A 14470-nucleotide genomic window follows, 5' to 3' on the forward strand; every position below is an offset into this window, starting at 1 on the left:
TATCAATTTGATAGCTACCAGCGCTTATTTGGTAAGCGCTAGAGCCTTAAAACGCTCTAAAAAAGCGCTTAAAACGGCAGGCCGGGCATTCCTTTCATGCCCTTCATGCCGCCCATTTTTTTCATCATCTTCATCAGGCCGCCGCCCTTCATTTTTTTCATCATGGTTTGCATTTGCTCGAATTCGTTGAGCAGGCGGTTGACCTCTTGCACCTGCACGCCGGCGCCCATGGCGATGCGTTTTTTGCGCGTGGCCTTGATGAGTTCGGGGCGGCGGCGCTCCTGCGCCGTCATGCTGCAGATGATGCCTTCCTTGCGCCGCACTTCGCGCTCGGCCTTGTCCATGTCCACCTGGCCGGCTTTGGCGGTGAGCTGGGTGGGCAGCTTGTCCATGAGGCTGGAGAGCCCGCCCATCTGCTTCATCTGCTGCAGCTGGGCGAGAAAGTCGTTGAGGTCGAAGCCGCTGCCGCTCTTGAGCTTCTCGGCCATTTTCTGCGCCGCCTGCAGATCGACGTTCTGCGTCACCTGCTCGACCAGCGCCACGATGTCGCCCATGCCGAGCACGCGCTGGGCGTGGCGCTGGGCGTCAAAGACTTCCAGGCCGTCGATTTTTTCACTCACGCCGGCAAACTTGATGGGCGCGCCGGTGATGGCACGCACCGACAGCGCGGCGCCGCCGCGCGAGTCGCCATCGAGCTTGGTCAGCACGATGCCGGTCAGGGGCAGCGTTTCCTTGAAGGCGCGGGCGGTGTTGACCGCGTCCTGGCCCTGCATGGCATCGACGACGAACAGGGTTTCCACCGGATTCAAGAGCGCGTGCAGCTCCTTGATTTCCTGCATCAAGAGCTCGTCGATGCCCAGGCGCCCGGCGGTATCGACCAGCAGCACGTCAAAGTAATGCCGCTTGGCGTAGTCGAGCGCCGCCAGGGCGATGTCGCGCGGCTTTTGGTCGGGCGTGCTCGGGAACCACTCGGCGCCGGCCTGCGCCGTCACGGTCTTGAGCTGCTCGATGGCCGCCGGGCGGTACACGTCGCCCGAGACGGTGAGCACCTTCTTCTTGCGCTTGGTGATCAGGTGCTTGGCCAGCTTGGCGGTGGTGGTGGTCTTGCCTGCGCCCTGCAGGCCCGCCATGAGGATGACGGCCGGCGGCTGCGCCGCGAGGTTGATGTCAACCACGCCCTCGCCCATGGTCGCGGCCAGCTCGGCGTTGACGATGCCGACCAGCGCCTGGCCGGGCTTCAAGCTGCCCAGCACCTCCTGGCCCAGGGCTTTTTCCTTCACGCGGGCGATGAAGTCGCGCACCACGGGCAGCGCCACGTCGGCTTCGAGCAGCGCCATGCGGACTTCGCGCAGCATGTCCTGCACGTTGGATTCGGTGATGCGGGCCTGGCCGCGCATCTCCTTGACGAGGCGCGAGAGTTTGTCGGTGAGTGCGGAAGCCATGTCTGCTGCTGTGGGATGAGCCCGCGCAAGGTGGGCGTTGGGAGGGGCGCTCCAGAGGGGGAAACCCCTGGGCGAAAGGTACACTGTCGGCCATGATTTTACCCAGTGCCTCCCCCCTTGGCTGGACGCTGGCGGGCGCCGCCGCCCTCGCCTACGCCGTGCCCGCCGCCGGCGCTGCACGCCTGGGCGCAGGTTCGGTGCGCACAGCCCTGGCCCTGGCCTGGCTGCTGCACGCTGGCGCCCTGGTCTGGGCCCTGGTCGGCCAGACACCGCCGCGCTTTGGCTTTGGCCCGGCGCTGTCGATGACGGCCTGGCTGGTGCTCACCGTTTACGCCATCGAGCGCCAGCTTTTCCCCCACATGCAGGCGCGCTGGATGCTGTGCGCCCTCGCCGCCCTGGCGGTGCTGCTGGGCTGCGCCTTTCCAGGCCAGCCGCTGCACGGCACGGCATCCCCCTGGCTGGCGCTGCACCTGGCGCTGGGCATTGCCTGCTACGGCCTGTTTGCCGCCGCCGTGGTGCACGCCGCCCTCATGACGCGCGCCGAGCGCCACATCCGCCAGGCAACCGAGCCCGACAGCGGAATGCCGCTGCTGACCCTGGAGCGCCTGACGTTTCGCTTCGTCACCGCCGGCTTCATCCTGCTCTCGGCCACGCTGCTGGCGGGCTGGCTGTTTGGCGAGCAGCTCTACGCCCGCGCCTGGCACTGGGACCACAAGGCGGTGTTCTCCATCCTCGCGTGGCTGACCTTTTGCGTGCTGCTCGTGGGCCGGATGCGCTTTGGCTGGCGCGGGCGCCATGCACGCCACGTGCTCTACGGCGGCACCGCCCTGCTGCTGCTGGCCTACGTCGGCTCGCGCTTCGTGCTCGAAGTGGTGCTGGGTAAGAACCTATGAAATACCTGCTCGTGCTGCTGGTGCTGGCCGTGGCCTACGGCCTGTGGCGCAGCAAAACCCGCCGCCCGCCGCCCGCTGCCGTGCGCCCGGCCGCCGCCCCCCAGGCCATGGTCGAATGCGCGCACTGCGGCCTGCACCTGCCGCGCAGCGAAGCCCTGGCGCAGGGCACGCAGCATTACTGCTGCAACGCGCACCGCAGCGCCGGCCCGCAGTAATTGCACGCCCCACTCTCCATGCCACCGTCTTTGCTGCGCGCCGACGCTCCGTTTCAGCGCCTGTGGCTGGGCTTTTTAAGCGCCCGCATTGCCATCGCCCTGGCCCTGCTGGCACTGCACGGCACCGGCCTGGCACTGCAACCCGGCAGCGACCCCACCCTGGTCGCCCTGTGCAGCGCCTATTTGCTGATTGCCACGTTCACACGCCTGCTGGCCTCACCGCTGCCACCGCCGCCCCAGGTGGGGCCGCGCTGGCTGCCGCTGCTGGGCGTCGATCTGCTGCTGGTCGGTCTGCTCGAATGGCTGCAGGTGGGCAGCATGAACTACACGCCGCTGTTTGGCGTGCCGGTGCTCATGGCCTCGGTGCTGGGCTCGCTCACCCTGGGCCTGGGCACCACCGCCTGCGCCACGCTGATGCTGCTGGGCACCGCCTGGTGGCACAGCCTCGACAGCCTGGCCGACCCTGCAGGCCCCTACCTGCAGGCGGCGCTAACGGGCACCGGCTATTTCCTCGTCGCCTACCTCACGCACCAACTGGCCCAGCGCCTGCTGCGTGAACAAGAGCTGGCGCAGCAAAGCCAGCAAAGCGCGCAAGCCCAGGCACAGGTCAACGCCCTGGTGATCGAGAACCTGAGCGATGGCGTGCTCGTGCTCGGCGCCGACGGCTGGGTGCAGGTAGCCAATCCCGCCGCCCTGCAACTGCTGGCGGGCACACAGCCACTGCAACCACCGTTCTCCCTGGGTGGCCAGGCGGCCTGGGCGCCGCTGCAGCAGCTGGCGCACAGCACCTTTGCCACCGGCCTGCCGCAGCGCGCCGACGTGGGCCTGCTGCACAGCGGGCGCAGCCCCACCGGCCTGCGCGTGCGTACCTGGCTCACGGCGCAGCACAGCAGCACCGGCACAGCGGCGCAGTGCGTGATGTTTTTGCACGACCTGCGCGAGCTCGAAGCGCGCCTGCGCACAGAAAAACTCGCCTCCATGGGCCGCATGTCAGCCGCCGTGGCCCACGAGATTCGCAACCCCCTGGCAGCCATCGTGCAGGCCAATGCCCTTCTGGCAGAGGAGCTGCAAGCGCCCACCCAACTGCGCCTGAGCCAGATGGTGGCGCAAAACGCCGAGCGCCTGGCCCGCATCGTCGAGGAGGTGCTCGACATCGCCCGCGTGCAAAACCAGATCAGCCACGCGCCTGCGCGCAGCCTCGCGCTGGACGAGCAGGTGCAGCAAATCTGGCAAGACTGGCGCAGCGCCGACCCCGCGCAGCGCCAGGCCCTGGTGCAGCTACAGGCGGGCGCAGTGCAGGTCGAATTCGACCCCGAGCACCTGCGCCGTGTGCTCATCAACCTGCTCGACAACGCCCTGCGTTTCATGGGCACGCAGCCCGATTCGCTGCAAATCCACAGCCAGCAGGCAGCAGACGGCCAGGTCAGCCTGCAGGTCTGGAGCGACGGCGGGCCGCTCGACCCCTCGGTCGAGCGGCATTTGTTCGAGCCCTTTTTCTCCTCGCACAGCCGCAACAGCGGCCTGGGCCTGTACATCTGCCGCGAGCTGTGCCAGCGCCACGGCGCCAGCCTGCTGTACCAGCGCCTGGCACGCGAGAGCGCGCGCGGCCTCATCAGCGGCAACGCCTTCAGCGTGGTGTTTCGCAAGCACACACGCACGGCCGAACACCCCGGGTTGTTCGACACCTTGGTGGTGTAATCGCCCCCATGAACGCTACTGCTGCCGCAATCCTGGTCGTTGACGACGAACCCGATCTGCGCACCCTCTACGAACTGACCCTGCTGCGCGAAGGCTACCGCGTGGAAACCGCTGCCTGCCTGCAAGAAGCGCGCGAGTGCCTCAGCCGCCAAATTTTTGACGTGCTGCTCACCGACATGCGCCTGCCCGACGGCGAAGGCATGGAGCTTCTGACCCAGCTGCGCGAGCAGCAGCGGCGCGAGCGCAGCATCGTCATGACCGCCTACGGCTCGGCCGAAAACGCCGTCGAGGCACTGCGCGCCGGCGCCTTCGACTACCTCACCAAACCGGTCGATCTCAAGCAATTTCGCGCCGTCGTCGCCTCCGCCATCCAGGGCAGCGCGGGCGTGCCCGCACCCCGCAGCACCACACGCAGCAGCCCCCTTGCCCGCCAGCCCGCCCGCGCCGAAGACGCCCTGGCGCGCATCGTGGGCGAGGCGCCGGCCATGCGCGCCCTCAAGGGCCACATCACCAAGGTGGCGCGCGGCATGGCGCCAGTGCTGATCCACGGCGAATCGGGCACCGGCAAAGAGCTGGTCGCCCGCGCCCTGCACGGCTGCAGCCAGCGCGCTGACGGCCCCTTGATCGCCGTCAACTGCGGCGCCATCCCCGAAAACCTGCTCGAAGCCGAATTTTTCGGTGCCCGCAAAGGCTCCTACACCGGCGCGACGCAAGACCGCGATGGCTTTTTCCAGGCGGCACGCGGGGGCACACTGTTTCTCGACGAGATCGGCGACCTGCCGCTGGCCATGCAATCGAAGCTGCTGCGCGCCATCCAGGAGCGCAGCGTGCGCCCGCTGGGGGCAACGCAAGAGGAGCCGGTGGACGTGCGCATCGTCAGCGCCACGCACCGCGACCTGGCGGCCGACGTGCGCGCCGGGCGCTTTCGCCAGGATTTGTACTACCGCCTCAACGTCATCGAACTGCTGGTGCCGCCGCTGCGCGAGCGCCGCGAGGACCTGCCGGCACTGTGCCGGGCGCTGCTGGCGCGCATCGCCCAAGAATCGGGCCTGCCGCTGCCAACGCTAGACGCCCACACCCTGGCCCAAATCGCCCAGCACCCCCTGAGCGGCAACGTGCGCGAGCTGGAAAACCTGCTGCACCGCGCCCTGACCCTGGCCGACGGCCAGCAGCTGCACCTGCCAAGCCACCCCACCCCTGCCCTGGCCGCGCACCCCCCCCCAGCGCCCCTAGCGCCGTTAGCTCCTTTGGCCCCCTCGGTGCCCCTGGCGCAGCCGCTCAGCCCGCCACCACCCAACGATCTACCCAACGATCTGCAAGCCTGGCTCGACGAACAAGAGCGCGCCATCCTGGTGCGCGCGCTGCAAGACAGCGGCTTTAACCGCACCGCTGCGGCGGCGCGCCTGGGCATCAGCCTGCGCCAGATCCGCTACCGCATCGCGCGCCTGAACATTGCCGCGCCGCAAGATGGCGAGCCGCATGACGATGCCGAATGACGCCCCATAACGCCGCCCCCGCCTGGGACGGCGGCTGGCTGAGCCAGGCGCAGCACCTGCCCTCGCCCAACCACGGCCCGCGTCCAGCGGGCGCACAGATCGACCTGATCGTCGTGCACTCCATCAGCCTGCCGCCGGGTGCGTACGGCACGGGTGCCGTGCAGCAGCTGTTTACCAACCAGCTCGACTGGGACGCCCACCCCTACTACCAGAGCATTCGCGGCCTGCAGGTGTCGGCGCATTTCTTCATCACCCGCCAGGGCCAGCTGTGGCAGTTCGTCGATGCCGACGCCCGCGCCTGGCACGCCGGCGCCTCCGCCTACCGGGGGCGCCCGGGCTGCAACGATGACTCCATTGGCATCGAGCTCGAAGGGCTCGAAGGCCAGACTTTTGAGCCCGCCCAGTACCAGTGCCTGGCAGCGCTGTGCCAGGCGCTGCGCCAGCGCTATCCCATCGCCCACATCGCCGGCCACGAGCACATTGCCCCCGGGCGCAAGCAAGACCCCGGGCCCGGTTTTGACTGGGCACTTTTGCAACAGCAACTGGCCTGGCTGGGTACGTGTTTTCCCGCAACAACCCTTCCAGCAAAAGGCTGATTCCCCTGCGAAGCACTGCGGCTTCCAAGGCTTACTACACTACCTGTAGTGTTTTATTAAAAATAAAACACCATATATAGTGCTTCAACGATTTTTCGTTGTCCCCCCATTTTTCTCCTGCGCGACGCCCCAACGGCTTTGGGTGCGTCGCGTTTTTTCCTCCCAGCCAAGGAATTTCATGGACGCCGCGCTTGCCCCCTCCATCCCCACCGCCACCTTGCCCACCCCGCAGTCCGGCCATGTCCCACCCGTGCTGGTGCTGGCGCACTACCAAATCCTGCGCCGCAACGGCGCGGTGGCACCGTTCGAGCCGCCCAAGATCGCGGTCGCGCTGATGAAAGCCTTCCTGGCCATCCACGGTACCCAGGGTGCGGCCTCGGCCAGCGTGCGCGAGACGGTGGAGGAGCTGACCTCGGGCGTGGTGCGCGCCCTCACGCGCTCGCGCCCCGGCGGCGGCACCTTCCATATCGAGGACGTGCAAGACCAGGTGGAACTGGGCCTGATGCGCAGCGGCCACCACGAAGTGGCACGCGCCTACGTGCTGTACCGCGAGCGCCGCGCGCAAGAGCGCGCTCAGCAGCAGCAGGCCCTGATGCCGCAGGCGCCGCAAATCCACGTGCTGGAGCAAGGCCAGCGCGTGCTGCTCGATCTACTGCGCCTGCGCGAACGCATTGCCGCCGCCTGCAGCGGCCTGGGCGACGCCGTGCAGGCCGAGCCCATCGTTGCCGAGACGCTGCGCAACCTCTACGACGGCGTACCCGTCGAAGAAGTGGACAAGGCCGCCATCCTGGCCGCGCGCACCCTCATCGAGCAAGACCCTGGCTACACCCACGCCACAGCGCGCCTGCTGCTGCACACCATTGCCCGCGAAGTGCTCGGGCGTGACGTCGCCGCCGGCGCCATGGGTGAAGCCTACTTGCAATACTTTCCCCAGTGCATCGCGCAAGGGGTGGAAAACGAGCTGCTCGACCCCGCGCTGCTGCAGTTTGACCTGCCGCGCCTGGCCGCCGCACTGCGCGCCGAACGCGACCAGCAGTTCGACTACCTCGGGCTGCAAACGCTGTACGACCGCTATTTCCTGCACGTCAAGAAGCGCCGCATCGAGCTGCCGCAGGCCTTCTTCATGCGCGTGGCCATGGGCCTGGCGCTGCGCGAGAGCGACCGCAATGCCCGCGCCATCGAGTTCTACGAGGTGCTGTCGGCGTTCGACTTCATGAGCAGCACGCCCACGCTGTTCAACAGCGGCACGCGGCGCTCGCAGCTGTCCTCGTGCTACCTGACCACGGTGCCCGATCACCTCGAAGGCATCTACGACGCCATCAAGGAAAACGCGCTGCTGTCCAAGTTCGCCGGCGGTCTGGGCAACGACTGGACGCCGGTGCGCGCCCTGGGCGCGCACATCAAGGGCACGAACGGCGAATCGCAGGGCGTGGTGCCCTTCCTCAAGGTGGTCAACGACACCGCCGTCGCCGTGAACCAGGGCGGCAAACGCAAGGGCGCCGTCTGCGCCTACCTGGAGACCTGGCACCTGGACATCGAGGAGTTCCTGGAGCTGCGCAAGAACACTGGCGACGACCGCCGGCGCACGCACGACATGAACACCGCCAACTGGATTCCCGACCTGTTCATGCAGCGCGTGATGGACAAGGGCGAGTGGACGCTGTTCTCGCCCTCAGACGTGCCCGAGCTGCACGACCTCTACGGCCAGGACTTTGCCCGCGCCTACACCGCCTGTGAAGCGCGCGCCGATCGCGGCGAGATAACGCTCTACAAGCGCGTGCCGGCCGTGGACCTGTGGCGCAAGATGCTGTCCATGCTGTTCGAGACCGGCCATCCCTGGATCACCTTCAAGGACCCGTGCAACATCCGCAGCCCGCAGCAGCACGTGGGCGTGGTGCATTCGAGCAACCTGTGCACCGAGATCACGCTCAACACCAGCGCCGAGGAAACGGCCGTCTGCAACCTGGGCTCGATCAACCTGCTGCGCCACCTCAAGGACGGCCAGATCGACCACGCCAAGCTGCAGCGCACCGTCACCACCGCCATGCGGATGCTCGACAACGTCATCGACATCAACTACTACGCCGTGCCCAAGGCGCGCGACGCCAACCTGCGCCACCGCCCGGTCGGGCTGGGGCTGATGGGCTTTCAGGACAGCCTGTACGAGCTGCGCATTCCCTACGCCAGCGAGGCCGCCGTGGCGTTTGCCGACACCTCGATGGAAGCCATTTGCTACTACGCCTACTGGGCGTCGAGCGAGCTGGCGCAAGAGCGCGGCCAGTATTCGAGCTACACGGGCTCGCTGTGGCAGCGCGGCATCTTGCCGCCCGATACGCTGGAGCTGCTGCGCCAGGCGCGCGGCGGCTACGTCGAGGTCGATCGCAGCGAGCAGCTCGATTGGCAGGCGCTGCGCGCAAAAATCGCCCGCGACGGAATGCGCAACTCCAACTGCGTCGCCATTGCGCCCACCGCCACCATCTCCAACATCGTCGGCGTTGATGCCTCGATCGAGCCCTCGTTCGGCAACCTCTCGGTCAAGTCCAACCTCTCGGGCGAGTTCACCGTCGTCAACCACTACCTGGTGCAAGACTTGAAGCGCCTGAACCTGTGGGACGAGGTCATGGTCATGGACCTCAAGCACTTCAAGGGCTCGCTGCAGCCCATCGACCGTGTGCCGACCGAACTCAAGGCGCTCTACGCCACGGCGTTCGAGGTCGAGCCGCGCTGGCTGGTCGAGGCCGCCTCGCGCCGGCAAAAGTGGATCGACCAGGCGCAGAGCCTGAACATCTACATGGCCGGCGCCTCGGGCAAGAAGCTCGACGAGACCTACAAGCTCGCCTGGGTGCGCGGCCTCAAGACCACCTACTACCTGCGCACGCAAAGCGCCACGCACGTGGAGATGAGCACCGTCAACAAGCGCCAGCTCAACGCCGTCGCGCAGCACACGCCAGCACCTGACGTGGCGGCCACGGACGTCAAGTTCTGCGCCCTCGACGACCCCGGTTGCGAAGCCTGCCAATAAGCCCCACAAAGCCCGGCACGGGGGCGGCCAAAAACCAGGCCACCCCCTGAAAAAACCTTGCCAGATAACGCTGCAGTGCTTTTCTTTTTGCAGCACTGAACCCATAATCCGAACGCATTGGAAGACCTATGTTGAACTGGGACGAAGAAGTCAAACCCACCCTTGCCAGCGCCGTGCCGGCAAGCGGCTCCCACGCCGGCGCCCCCCAGCCCCAAGCCGGCACACAGCGGCGCGTGAACGCTGCCGACAAGCGCATCATCAACGGCCAGACCGACGTCAACCAGCTCGTGCCCTTCAAGTACAAGTGGGCCTGGGAAAAATACCTTGCCACCTGCGCCAACCACTGGATGCCGCAGGAGATCAACATGACGCGCGACATCGCGCTCTGGAAAGACCCCAACGGCCTGACCGAGGACGAGCGCCGCATCGTCAAGCGCAACCTGGGCTTCTTCGTCACCGCCGACTCGCTGGCCGCGAACAACATCGTGCTCGGCACCTACCGCCACATCACCGCGCCCGAATGCCGCCAGTTCCTGCTGCGCCAGGCGTTTGAAGAGGCCATCCACACCCACGCCTACCAGTACATCGTCGAGTCGCTGGGCCTGGACGAGGGCGAAATTTTCAACGCCTACAACGAGGTCGAATCCATCCGCGCCAAGGACGAGTTCCTGATCCCGTTCATCGACGCCATCATGGACCCCGGCTTCAAAACCGGCACCCCCGAGACCGACCAGACCCTGCTCAAGAGCCTGATCGTCTTCGCCTGCCTGATGGAGGGGCTGTTCTTCTACGTCGGCTTCACGCAAATTTTGGCGCTGGGGCGACAAAACAAGATGGTCGGCGCGGCCGAGCAGTACCAGTACATCCTGCGCGACGAGTCCATGCACTGCAACTTCGGCATCGACCTCATCAACCAACTCAAGCTGGAAAACCCCCACCTCTGGACGGCCGAATTCAAGGCCGAGATCACCGCCTTGTTCCACCAGGCCGTCGATCTGGAATACCGCTACGCCGAAGACACCATGCCACGCGGCGTACTCGGCCTCAACGCCTCCATGTTCAAGGGCTACCTGCGCTATATCGCCAACCGCCGTGCCACCCAGATCGGACTGGACGCACTGTTTCCCAACGAAGAAAACCCCTTCCCCTGGATGAGCGAGATGATCGACCTGAAGAAGGAGCGCAACTTCTTCGAAACGCGCGTCATCGAGTACCAATCGGGCGGGGCCCTGTCCTGGGATTGATGCTGCGCACGGCCATGGCTCCCCCATCCTCCCCCCGGACGTGCACGCACGCCCAGGGGGCCACCCCATCCATGGTCACGGTCGCACCGGCCCGTGACCATGGATCGCCTCACGCCACACCGGCATGAAGCGCTCCCTGCCACCCGCCCCGGAGAACACCATGGCAACCGCAAGCAAAACCGCCGCCAAAAAAGCTGCCCCCACCAAAAAAGCCGCCGCCCCCAAGGCTGCAGCCCCCGCTGAGAAAACAGTGGCCACGAAAAAAGCTGTGCCAGCGGTGAAAAAAACCGCCCCCGCAGCAGAAAAAGCGGCCCCTGCAGCAAAGAAGGCGGCACCCGCCGCGAAAAAAACCGCTGCCGCCCCCAAGGCCGCTGTGGTGAAAAAAGAAGTGCCGGCAACCAAGGCTGCAGCACCTGCCAAGAAAGCCGCAGCAAAAACCACCGCCGCAGCCACCACCAAGGCCCCGGCGCCCGCCAAAAAAGCGGCCGCCAAACCCGCAGTGAAGGCCCCCGCCAAGAAAGCAGTCCCGGCCAAAGCCGCCGCACCCAAGAAAGAGGCCACCCCTGCCAAGAAAGCCGCAGCCCCAAAGGCTGCCGCCGTGAAGGAAAGCGCGCCGAAAAAAGCCGCTGCCCCCAAAAAAGCCACTGCAGCACCCACTGCCGCCACCCCCGCCGTCAAAACCACACTCAACCCGCAGGCCAAGTGGCCCTTCCCCACGGGCGACAAGCCCTGAAATAGACTGATTTCAGGCATAAAAATAGCTGCTAGCGCCCGTCCATAAAGCGCTAGCAGCTATTCTTTTAGGAGCAATTACAGGCTTGCCGGATCGAAGTCGAGCTGATAGTTCTGCGGCCCGCGCTGCGCAATCTTGAGCGCGCCCAGGCGGTTGCCCAAGGCGGCGCAGCGCGCCAGCGACCAGCCACGCTCCAGGCCGAACAGCAGCGCGCCGCGCCAGGCATCGCCGCAGCCGGTGGGATCGACCACCGCGCTGGCCGCAACCGGCGCCACCAGCGTCTTGGCGCCCCCCTCCCAGACTTCGCAGCCCTGCCCGCCGAGCGTCACCACCAAACCGCGCACCTGCTGCGACAGCTCGGCCAGGCTCCAGCCGGTGCGTTCGCACAGCATCTTGCCCTCGTAGTCGTTGACCGTGATCCAGCTGGCCTGGGTGACGAAGGTGCGCAGCTCCTCGCCGGTGAACATCGGCAGGCCCTGGCCAGGATCGAAAACGAAATCGATGCCCAGCGCCTGGCACTGGCGCGCGTGCTCGATCATGGCCGCCCGGCCATCGGGGGCGATGATGGCCACGCGCAAATCGTCTGCCGCCGTGACCGCCTGGCGGTGCGCCAGCGCCATGGCACCGGGGTGAAAGGCCGTGATCTGGTTGTTGTCCTGGTCGGTCATGATCATGGCCTGGGCGGTGTAGCTGTCCTCGGCCAGCTGTACGTGGCGCGTGTCCACGCCCAGGCTTTGCAGGCGCTGCAGGTACTCGCCGCCATCGTTGCCCAGCATGGCCATGGGCACGGCCTGGCCACCGAGCAGGCGCAGGCTGTAGGCGATGTTGCCGGCGCAGCCGCCAAAGTCGCGCCGCAGCTGCGGCACGAGGAACGACACGTTCAGGATGTGCAGCTGCTCGGGCAGGATTTGCTGCGCAAAGCGGCCTTCAAAGCCCATGATGGTGTCAAACGCGAGCGATCCGCAAATCAAGGCAGCCATATTGTTCCAATCAGAAAAAGAAAATCAGGGGTAAAAAGCCAGCACGCTATAGCCCGCCAGGCCCAGCGCCGGGCCCGAGAGCTGCACCTGCGCGCGCCCCGCCCATTCGCCCTGGGCTGCCAGCTGCGCCGGCGCGCCGAGCTCGGCAGGCAGCAGCACGCGGCGCAGCAGCACCTGGTTCTGGGCGTCAGTCAGGGTCAGCTCCAGCGCCGGCATGGCGACCGGCGTGCGCGCCCGGTTCTTCAGTGCCACCTGCAGCTGGTACAGATCGCTGCGCGCGCCTGCCTTGGTAAAGCCGGCGCTGTCGATGGCGACGGCGGCAATGTTCTGCGGCGGCGCCAGCTGGCAATGCCACTGCGCGCAGGCCCGCTCCAGCCAGGGGCGCAGCTGCGGCTGGGCGGCAGCGAGCCAGTTGCGCTCTTGCCAGGCCCATTGCACGGCCAGGCCAGCGCCAGCGGCCAGCAGCAGCAGCGTGAGCAGCGCGCGCACCAGGGGGCGGCGCCAAAACGCCTGGCGCCGGGCGGCGCGCACAAAGCTGGGCTCAGGGCTGGCCTCGGGTGCGTCGCCATCGTCATCCGCCTCAGGGCGGGGGGCAGTGCTGGGGCCGCTGCTGCGGGCCTGTTTACGCCGGGATGGCTCCGGGCGGCTGGGCAGCAGCTCGCGCAGCTCGGCTTCGAGGGCGGCGTCAATGTCGGGAAACGCCAACCCCGCCTCAGATTCTGGCGCTGGCGCAGGGGGGGCGGGTTCAGGCTCGGGTTCGGGCAGGCGACGGCGCTCTGGTAGCTCCAGCGCCAGCGACAGGCCATCGTCATGCGCCAGCACCTGCTGCAGCGCCGCTGTGGCCAGCCCGGTGGACGGAGCCACGGGCTCAGGCTCAGGCTCAGGCTCAGGCTCAGGCTCAGGCTCAGGCTCAGGCTCAGGCTCAGGCTCAGGCTGGGGCTGTTCCAGCACCACAGGGATGGCTTCTTCCACCGATTCGGCTGCTGCCGGCAAGACAAATTCGGGCAACAAAGAGGGCAGTGCAGCGGCCTGCAAATGGGCACTGGCGTCAAAAATTTCCTTGCAATGGCCGCAGCGCACCCAGCCGTCAGAAATGCGCAGCTGGTCAGGGACGACCTTGAAGCGGGTATGGCAGGAGGGGCAGCAGGTGATCTGGCTCATCGGCTGGGGATTGTAGGGGCCGCCCCGGCGGCCCCTGCGGCAAGGTTCAGGTGCAGCTCAAGCGGGACGGGTGGCGGTCATCAAAATCCAGCCGTCTTCACTGTCGGCCACCGACAGCGCCAGCCAGGGCGCGTAGGCCTCTTGCAGCTCCTGGGCCTGGCGTTCGAGGATGCCGGCGAGCACCAAATGGCCGCCCGCTGCCACATGCGCGCACAACAGCGGCGCCAGCACCTTGAGCGGCGTTGCCAAAATATTGGCCAGCACCGTTTGATACTGCCCCTGTGCCTGCTCGGGCAGGCCGGTGCGCAGCTGCACGGCATTGGCCTGGGCGTTCTGCAGCGCCGATTCGACGGCTGCCGGGTCGATATCGACGGCGTCGATGTCGGCAGCGCCAAATTTGGCCGCACCAATGGCCAGAATGCCCGAGCCGCAGCCGTAGTCGAGCACCCGGCCCAGGGCCGCAGCGCTGCCCTGGCGGGCGATCCAACGCAGGCACATGCGCGTCGTCGGGTGCGTGCCGGTGCCAAAGGCCAGGCCGGGGTCGAGGCGGATGCTGGTGCGCGCCTGCGCCGGCAGCTCGTGCCAGCTGGGGACGATCCAGAAATCAGGGGTGATCTCTACCGGAGCAAACTGCGATTGGGTCAGCCGCACCCAGTCCTGCTCCGCCACGGGCGCTATACCCAGCAGCTGGCAGCCGGCAAAAAAGTCTTGCACCTGCAAAAGCTGCTGCGCCTGCTGCGCGTCGGCCTCTTGCGCGAACAGTGCCACGATGCGGCTGCGCTGCCAGCCGTCCTTGGGCGGGGGCATTCCGGGCTCGCCAAACAGCGCCTGTTCGGCGTCGGTGTGGGCGTCGGCGTCTTCCACCGAGACGCTGAGCGCATCGAGCGCATCGAGCGCATCGCTCAGGTCTTCGACCTTGTCCTCGGGGCACAACAGGCTCAGTTCAAACATGGGAAATCCTTACAAAACAAAAGGCTGGCCTGTGCGCGC

General features: G+C 66.8%; 12 protein-coding genes. 8 read left to right on the top strand and 4 right to left on the bottom strand.

Translation table 11 applies throughout. The features are described from left to right. Positions 1 to 68: 68 nt before the first annotated feature. Positions 69 to 1442: a signal recognition particle protein gene (gene ffh / locus G7045_RS11155; RefSeq protein ID WP_166159701.1), complete on the bottom strand. Its 1374-nt coding sequence runs from the start codon at positions 1440 to 1442 to the stop codon at positions 69 to 71. 92 nt (positions 1443 to 1534) lie between these two features. On the opposite strand from ffh, the gene G7045_RS11160 reads away from it, so the two are divergent. The 8 genes from G7045_RS11160 to G7045_RS11195 all read left to right on the top strand — a co-directional run bounded on the left by G7045_RS11160 (position 1535) and on the right by G7045_RS11195 (position 11339). Beyond that, complete coding sequence (locus G7045_RS11160; RefSeq protein ID WP_166159702.1) at positions 1535 to 2335, top strand: inner membrane protein YpjD; 801 nt, start codon at positions 1535 to 1537, stop codon at positions 2333 to 2335. Further along, the gene (locus tag G7045_RS11165; RefSeq protein WP_166159703.1) at positions 2332 to 2550 is read left to right on the top strand and encodes a PP0621 family protein; all 219 of its coding nucleotides are present in this window, start codon (positions 2332 to 2334) and stop codon (positions 2548 to 2550) included. Before G7045_RS11160 ends, G7045_RS11165 begins: the two co-directional genes overlap by 4 nt. An 18-nt stretch (positions 2551 to 2568) precedes the next feature. Beyond that, a complete protein-coding gene (locus G7045_RS11170) occupies positions 2569 to 4248 on the top strand; it encodes a PAS domain-containing sensor histidine kinase (RefSeq protein ID WP_166159704.1) in 1680 nt (559 codons plus the stop codon). 8 nt (positions 4249 to 4256) lie between these two features. Continuing rightward, a complete protein-coding gene (locus tag G7045_RS11175) occupies positions 4257 to 5744 on the top strand; it encodes a sigma-54 dependent transcriptional regulator (protein WP_166159705.1) in 1488 nt (495 codons plus the stop codon). Then, complete coding sequence (ampD, locus tag G7045_RS11180; RefSeq protein ID WP_166159706.1) at positions 5741 to 6340, top strand: 1,6-anhydro-N-acetylmuramyl-L-alanine amidase AmpD; 600 nt, start codon at positions 5741 to 5743, stop codon at positions 6338 to 6340. The genes G7045_RS11175 and ampD overlap by 4 nt, the downstream gene beginning before the upstream one ends. 178 nt (positions 6341 to 6518) lie before the next feature. Then, the gene (locus G7045_RS11185) at positions 6519 to 9362 is read left to right on the top strand and encodes a ribonucleoside-diphosphate reductase subunit alpha (RefSeq protein ID WP_166159707.1); all 2844 of its coding nucleotides are present in this window, start codon (positions 6519 to 6521) and stop codon (positions 9360 to 9362) included. Positions 9363 to 9490: 128 nt separating this feature from the next. Beyond that, entirely contained in the window at positions 9491 to 10606 is a 1116-nt protein-coding gene (locus tag G7045_RS11190; protein WP_166159708.1) for a ribonucleotide-diphosphate reductase subunit beta, read from the top strand. A 160-nt stretch (positions 10607 to 10766) separates the two neighbouring features. Continuing rightward, positions 10767 to 11339 carry a histone gene (locus tag G7045_RS11195; protein ID WP_166159709.1) on the top strand — a complete coding sequence of 191 codons (573 nt, stop codon included), beginning with the start codon at positions 10767 to 10769 and terminating at the stop codon, positions 11337 to 11339. Between the two features lie 77 nt (positions 11340 to 11416). On the opposite strand, the gene G7045_RS11200 is transcribed toward G7045_RS11195, so the two are convergent. From G7045_RS11200 to prmA, 3 genes are read right to left on the bottom strand one after another with little or no spacing between them, the layout of a single operon-like run. Then, positions 11417 to 12319, bottom strand: coding sequence for a carbohydrate kinase family protein (locus tag G7045_RS11200; protein ID WP_166159710.1), 903 nt, complete (start codon positions 12317 to 12319; stop codon positions 11417 to 11419). A 24-nt stretch (positions 12320 to 12343) separates the two neighbouring features. Further along, positions 12344 to 13480 carry a zinc-ribbon and DUF3426 domain-containing protein gene (locus tag G7045_RS11205; RefSeq protein WP_166159711.1) on the bottom strand — a complete coding sequence of 379 codons (1137 nt, stop codon included), beginning with the start codon at positions 13478 to 13480 and terminating at the stop codon, positions 12344 to 12346. Positions 13481 to 13537: 57 nt separating this feature from the next. Beyond that, positions 13538 to 14431 carry a 50S ribosomal protein L11 methyltransferase gene (gene prmA / locus G7045_RS11210; RefSeq protein ID WP_166159712.1) on the bottom strand — a complete coding sequence of 298 codons (894 nt, stop codon included), beginning with the start codon at positions 14429 to 14431 and terminating at the stop codon, positions 13538 to 13540. Positions 14432 to 14470 lie beyond the last annotated feature (39 nt).

Source organism: Acidovorax sp. HDW3, assembly GCF_011303755.1.
In the GTDB taxonomy this organism is placed as follows: Bacteria; Pseudomonadota; Gammaproteobacteria; order Burkholderiales; family Burkholderiaceae_C; genus Paenacidovorax.

What these genes read in the sequence shown, in the direction of transcription:
- ampD (WP_166159706.1), top strand. Translation starts at nt 5,741, where the DNA reads ATGACGCCCCATAACGCCGCCCCCGCCTGGGACGGCGGCTGGCTGAGC.
- G7045_RS11195 (WP_166159709.1), top strand. Translation starts at nt 10,767, where the DNA reads ATGGCAACCGCAAGCAAAACCGCCGCCAAAAAAGCTGCCCCCACCAAA.
- ffh (WP_166159701.1), bottom strand. Translation starts at nt 1,442, where the DNA reads ATGGCTTCCGCACTCACCGACAAACTCTCGCGCCTCGTCAAGGAGATG.
- G7045_RS11170 (WP_166159704.1), top strand. Translation starts at nt 2,569, where the DNA reads ATGCCACCGTCTTTGCTGCGCGCCGACGCTCCGTTTCAGCGCCTGTGG.
- G7045_RS11205 (WP_166159711.1), bottom strand. Translation starts at nt 13,480, where the DNA reads ATGAGCCAGATCACCTGCTGCCCCTCCTGCCATACCCGCTTCAAGGTC.
- G7045_RS11185 (WP_166159707.1), top strand. Translation starts at nt 6,519, where the DNA reads ATGGACGCCGCGCTTGCCCCCTCCATCCCCACCGCCACCTTGCCCACC.
- G7045_RS11200 (WP_166159710.1), bottom strand. Translation starts at nt 12,319, where the DNA reads ATGGCTGCCTTGATTTGCGGATCGCTCGCGTTTGACACCATCATGGGC.
- prmA (WP_166159712.1), bottom strand. Translation starts at nt 14,431, where the DNA reads ATGTTTGAACTGAGCCTGTTGTGCCCCGAGGACAAGGTCGAAGACCTG.
- G7045_RS11190 (WP_166159708.1), top strand. Translation starts at nt 9,491, where the DNA reads ATGTTGAACTGGGACGAAGAAGTCAAACCCACCCTTGCCAGCGCCGTG.
- G7045_RS11175 (WP_166159705.1), top strand. Translation starts at nt 4,257, where the DNA reads ATGAACGCTACTGCTGCCGCAATCCTGGTCGTTGACGACGAACCCGAT.
- G7045_RS11160 (WP_166159702.1), top strand. Translation starts at nt 1,535, where the DNA reads ATGATTTTACCCAGTGCCTCCCCCCTTGGCTGGACGCTGGCGGGCGCC.
- G7045_RS11165 (WP_166159703.1), top strand. Translation starts at nt 2,332, where the DNA reads ATGAAATACCTGCTCGTGCTGCTGGTGCTGGCCGTGGCCTACGGCCTG.